3 protein-coding genes, 5 tRNA genes and 1 rRNA gene are annotated in these 4,368 nt (G+C 48.6%); 1 reads left to right on the top strand and 8 read right to left on the bottom strand.

All coding sequences use genetic code 11. The features are described from left to right. Positions 1-145: 145 nt before the first annotated feature. From U868_RS0106730 to U868_RS0106715, 4 genes are all read right to left on the bottom strand, one after another. A tRNA-Thr gene (locus tag U868_RS0106730) sits at positions 146-221 on the bottom strand. A gap of 6 nt (positions 222-227) precedes the next feature. Then, positions 228-302, bottom strand: a tRNA-Gly gene (locus U868_RS0106725). 102 nt (positions 303-404) lie between these two features. Next, positions 405-489 (bottom strand) — tRNA-Tyr (locus tag U868_RS0106720). Positions 490-505: 16 nt separating this feature from the next. Continuing rightward, a tRNA-Thr gene (locus U868_RS0106715) sits at positions 506-581 on the bottom strand. A 386-nt stretch (positions 582-967) separates the two neighbouring features. On the opposite strand from U868_RS0106715, the gene coaA reads away from it, so the two are divergent. Further along, on the top strand, positions 968-1,912 hold the full coding sequence (coaA, locus tag U868_RS0106710; protein WP_025152624.1) for a type I pantothenate kinase: 945 nt from the start codon (positions 968-970) through the stop codon (positions 1,910-1,912). A 28-nt stretch (positions 1,913-1,940) separates the two neighbouring features. Here coaA and birA read toward each other — a convergent pair whose 3' ends face one another. The 4 genes from birA to U868_RS0106690 all read right to left on the bottom strand — a co-directional run bounded on the left by birA (position 1,941) and on the right by U868_RS0106690 (position 4,320). Then, positions 1,941-2,921 carry a bifunctional biotin--[acetyl-CoA-carboxylase] ligase/biotin operon repressor BirA gene (birA, locus tag U868_RS0106705; protein ID WP_025152623.1) on the bottom strand — a complete coding sequence of 327 codons (981 nt, stop codon included), beginning with the start codon at positions 2,919-2,921 and terminating at the stop codon, positions 1,941-1,943. Beyond that, a complete protein-coding gene (gene murB, locus U868_RS0106700; protein ID WP_025152622.1) occupies positions 2,918-3,955 on the bottom strand; it encodes a UDP-N-acetylmuramate dehydrogenase in 1,038 nt (345 codons plus the stop codon). The genes birA and murB overlap by 4 nt, the downstream gene beginning before the upstream one ends. Positions 3,956-4,094: 139 nt before the next feature. Continuing rightward, positions 4,095-4,210, bottom strand: a 5S ribosomal RNA gene (rrf, locus tag U868_RS0106695). A 34-nt stretch (positions 4,211-4,244) separates the two neighbouring features. Further along, positions 4,245-4,320 (bottom strand) — tRNA-Thr (locus tag U868_RS0106690). Between the last annotated feature and the right edge of the window lie 48 nt (positions 4,321-4,368).

Raw genomic sequence — 4,368 nt, 5'->3', positions numbered from 1 at the left:
TGCGGTTTCGTACGTTCAAACTTTTCTTTAGACATTAGTTGTCCCTCTAAGACACGGAATCGGTGGTTTCACCACATCAACCAAGCAGTATTGCTTGTCTGGATATTTACAGGGAAAAAAATCAAGGAATGGAGAACAACGGAAGTGGTGCTGATAGGCAGATTCGAACTGCCGACCTCACCCTTACCAAGGGTGCGCTCTACCAACTGAGCTATATCAGCACATCTTGGAGCGGGCAGCGGGAATCGAACCCGCATCATCAGCTTGGAAGGCTGAGGTAATAGCCATTATACGATGCCCGCGTGAACTCGGCTACCTGACTTTAATCTGCTGTAACTGAATCCGGAGTATTTTACATCGAAGGAGTCTTGAGTAAAACACTCAGGATAATAATTCACATTGGATGGTGGTGGGAGAAGGATTCGAACCTTCGAAGTCTGTGACGGCAGATTTACAGTCTGCTCCCTTTGGCCGCTTGGGTATCCCACCTTTCCAAATTGTTAAATGGTGCCGGCACCAAGAGTCGAACTCGGGACCTACTGATTACAAGTCAGTTGCTCTACCAACTGAGCTATGCCGGCATCAAGTGCTGCGCATTCTATGGAGACTTTGCACAGGATGCAACAAAAAAATCGCTGAAATTGTTCTTTTGCTCACAAAGTGGACATTCTTCCGTATTTTGCTGTTTTTTTCAATAGGTAATGTACAAATTAACAGCGATGCTTATCACGTAAACTCTCAGCAATCACACCGATGAACTATCGTATAAGTAAATAATCCGCTTATTTTTAACGCCTTCTTTATGTCATGTGCTATGTAATTTATGTCCGCGACATCAAAAAAAATGCATTTTTTCAAAAAAATTGCTACGCCTGACTCCCATCTCTCGCTATGATGCGATTTATTTTCAGCCGGTACGGGTATTAATGACCTGTCCAACCTGCGTAATAAAGGCAGCTGTTGGTTTATGTATAAAGAAAAAGCGCTCTCTCCTTACCTCCATTTCAGCCGCAGTCAGTGGGCAACCCTGCGTAACTCCGTTCCGATGACGTTGTCTGAGCAGGAAATTGACGATCTGCGCGGTATCCACGATGAAATCTCGATTGATGAAGTTATCGCGATTTATCTGCCGTTGTCGCGTCTGCTGAACTTCTATATCAGCTCAAACCTGCGGCGCCAGGCGGTACTGGAGCAGTTCCTCGGCAGAAATGAAGCGAAAGTCCCTTATGTGATTGGTATTGCCGGCAGTGTCTCTGTCGGGAAAAGTACCACCGCCCGGTTATTGCAGGCGCTCCTGAGCCGCTGGCCGGAACATCGCAAAGTGGATTTGATCACCACTGATGGTTTTCTTCATCCCAATTCTGTGCTGAATGAACGCGGTATCATGAAGAAGAAAGGATTCCCGGAATCCTATGACATGCATAATCTGGTGCGTTTCGTTTCTGAAGTGAAGTCCGGTAACCCCCGGGTGCTGGCGCCGGTTTATTCGCATCTGACCTATGACATTATTCCGGATAAACAGCTGGTCATTGAACAACCGGATATTGTGATTCTGGAAGGCCTGAATGTGCTGCAGAGCGGGATGGATTACCCGGATTCGATGCACCATGTCTTTGTGTCCGATTTTGTGGACTTTTCTATTTACGTGGATGCACCGGAAGAATTACTCAAGAGCTGGTATATCGGACGGTTTCTGAAATTCCGTCAGGGTGCATTCAGTGACCCGAACTCCTATTTCCACCACTATGCACAACTTGAAGAAAGTGAGGCCGTCAGTATCGCCTCAACCATCTGGGATGAGATTAACGGCCTGAATCTGCATGAAAATATTCTGCCGACCAGAGAGCGGGCCAGTCTGGTGATGACCAAAGGCACCAATCATATGGTGACAAATGTTAAACTGCGGAAATAACCAGTTTTTCTGTTAAAAACAAACCGGCTCAGGCCGGTTTATTTTTTGCATTCACACCGCGAAGTGATATTTCTCCGCCGATATAGGGGGTAATTTCACCGAACTGATCTAATAATAACGCACCCTGTCCGTTTATCCCTCTGGAAATACCAAAGACCTCACGCTCACCAATAATCAGTTTTACTTCACGATTAAGGTAATTATCAAACGCATACCAGCGTTCTATAAACGGGGTCAGCCCGCTTTTTTCAAACAGATGCAACGCATCCATCAGATGTTTAATAAATTCCGCAGATAATGTATTACGGTCGATCTGAATACCGGATTGCTGCAGGTTGATCCACTGCTGGCCAATCTGATCTGTACCGCTGCTTTCCATGGTCAGGTTAATCCCGATCCCGATAACCACATGCGCGGCATCCCCGGTTTTTCCCTGAAGTTCGACCAGGATCCCGGCCAGTTTTTTGTCATCCAGATATAAGTCATTCGGCCATTTTACTTTTACACCGGTCGCACCCAGCTCATGCAGTGTCTCGGCAAGCACAATACCGACGACCAGACTCAGCCCGATAGCCGCAGCGGGTCCCTGCTCAAGACGCCAGTACAGAGAAAGATACAGATTGCGGCCAAAGGGGGAGATCCACTGCCGCCCGCGGCGACCGCGTCCGGCATACTGATATTCCGCCACACAGGCGTCACCGGATATCAGTTCCCCCACTTTATCCATCATATGCTGATTGGTGGAGCCGATGACCGGCAGCACTTCAACATTTCGTCCGGGCAGCAGCGTGCGGATCACATCCGGCTGTAACAGATTCATCGGTGCAAAGAGGCGGTAACCCTTACCGGTGACCGTTTCCATCTCTATACCCATCTCACGTAAGGTGCGGATATGCTTATTAACTGCGGCCCGGGTCATTCCCAGCTTATCGCCGAGCTGTTCACCGGAATGAAATTCACCGTCGGATAAAATACCGATCAGCGTCAGCGGTACACTGTAATCTTTCATGCAATAGCCTCTGTGGCACTGATTTCACCGTCAGCACCGATAAACCGGACTTCCGGCTCCAGCTGAACCCCGAAACGGGCAGCAACCTGCTGACGGACATAACGGGCGAGACGGATAACATCATCACCTGTTGCATTATCACGGTTAATTAATACCAGCGCCTGATTCATATGTACTGCCGCACCACCTTCCTGATGGCCTTTCAGCTGGCACTGGTCGATAAGCCAGCCGGCAGCGAGTTTGATTCCGTCCGCCACCACATACTGCGGACAGTCCGGATATTGTGCTTTGATTTTCTGCGCACACTCAGCAGTCACTACCGGATTTTTAAAAAAGCTGCCTGCATTGCCGGTTACTGCCGGATCCGGCAGTTTGCTCATCCGCATCTGACAGACCATATCAAATACCTGCTGAGGAGTGACAGTCGCAGGATCCAGCGATTTCAAATCGCCGTAGCTCAGATTGGGTTTCCATACTTTCGGCAGTTTCAGACCCACCGCTGTGATGGCATACCCCTGCTGATAATCATGTTTGAAAATACTGTCACGATAGCCAAAACGGCATTCTTCTGCGGTCAGGCGCGTTGTCTGTCCGTCTGACAGAGAGGTGATATCCACATAGTCACAGACGTCTTTAAACTCGGTACCATATGCCCCTATGTTCTGAATCGGTGCGGTACCGGCACAACCTGGGATCAGCGCCAGGTTTTCCATACCGTAAATACTGTTCGCCAGCATCCAGCGGATTAATTCATGCCAGTTTTCACCGGCACCCACTTCGATAAACCAGGTATCCGGTGTTTCCCGGACGGTTTTACCGGGGATCCGGTTAATGACAACAGCACCATTAAAATCTGCAGTAAACAGTACATTACTGCCGCAGCCTAACAACAGAAAGGGGGATTTTTCTGTTTGTGCAGCCAGCCATAAGCGGCAGAGATCAGAAATGGTCTCTGCGACATCAATATGCCGGGCACCGGCTTCGATACCAAATGTGTGTAACTGGCGGAGTGAATCAGCAGGTTTGAGGGACATAATGAAAAACTCATCTGACAAATATGCGGTCTAGTTTATCAGTCCGCAGACGCGGATCCCAGCACTGCGGGAATTTGTATTTTGGCGTGCTGTAAAAGCAAAAAAGCCACTCAGATGAGTGGCTTTCTTTAAATATAAAACCTGGCGGTTCCCTACTCTCACATGGGGAGACCCCACACTACCATCGGCGCTACGGCGTTTCACTTCTGAGTTCGGCATGGGGTCAGGTGGGACCACCGCGCTACGGCCGCCAGGCAAATTCTTTTCTGTTTCTGCCGAACTAAATTAATGGTGCTGATACCCAGATTCGAACTGGGGACCTCACCCTTACCAAGGGTGTGCTCTACCAACTGAGCCATATCAGCAAAAATCTGCGCTTTTGCACAGACTTTAAATAATAACCTGGCGGTTCC

Source organism: Morganella morganii H1r, assembly GCF_000633515.1.
GTDB classification, from domain to species: Bacteria; Pseudomonadota; Gammaproteobacteria; order Enterobacterales; family Enterobacteriaceae; genus Morganella; species Morganella morganii_B.
The sequence above is the reverse complement of the archived record's forward strand: the minus strand, read 5'-3'. Positions and strand labels throughout refer to the sequence as shown.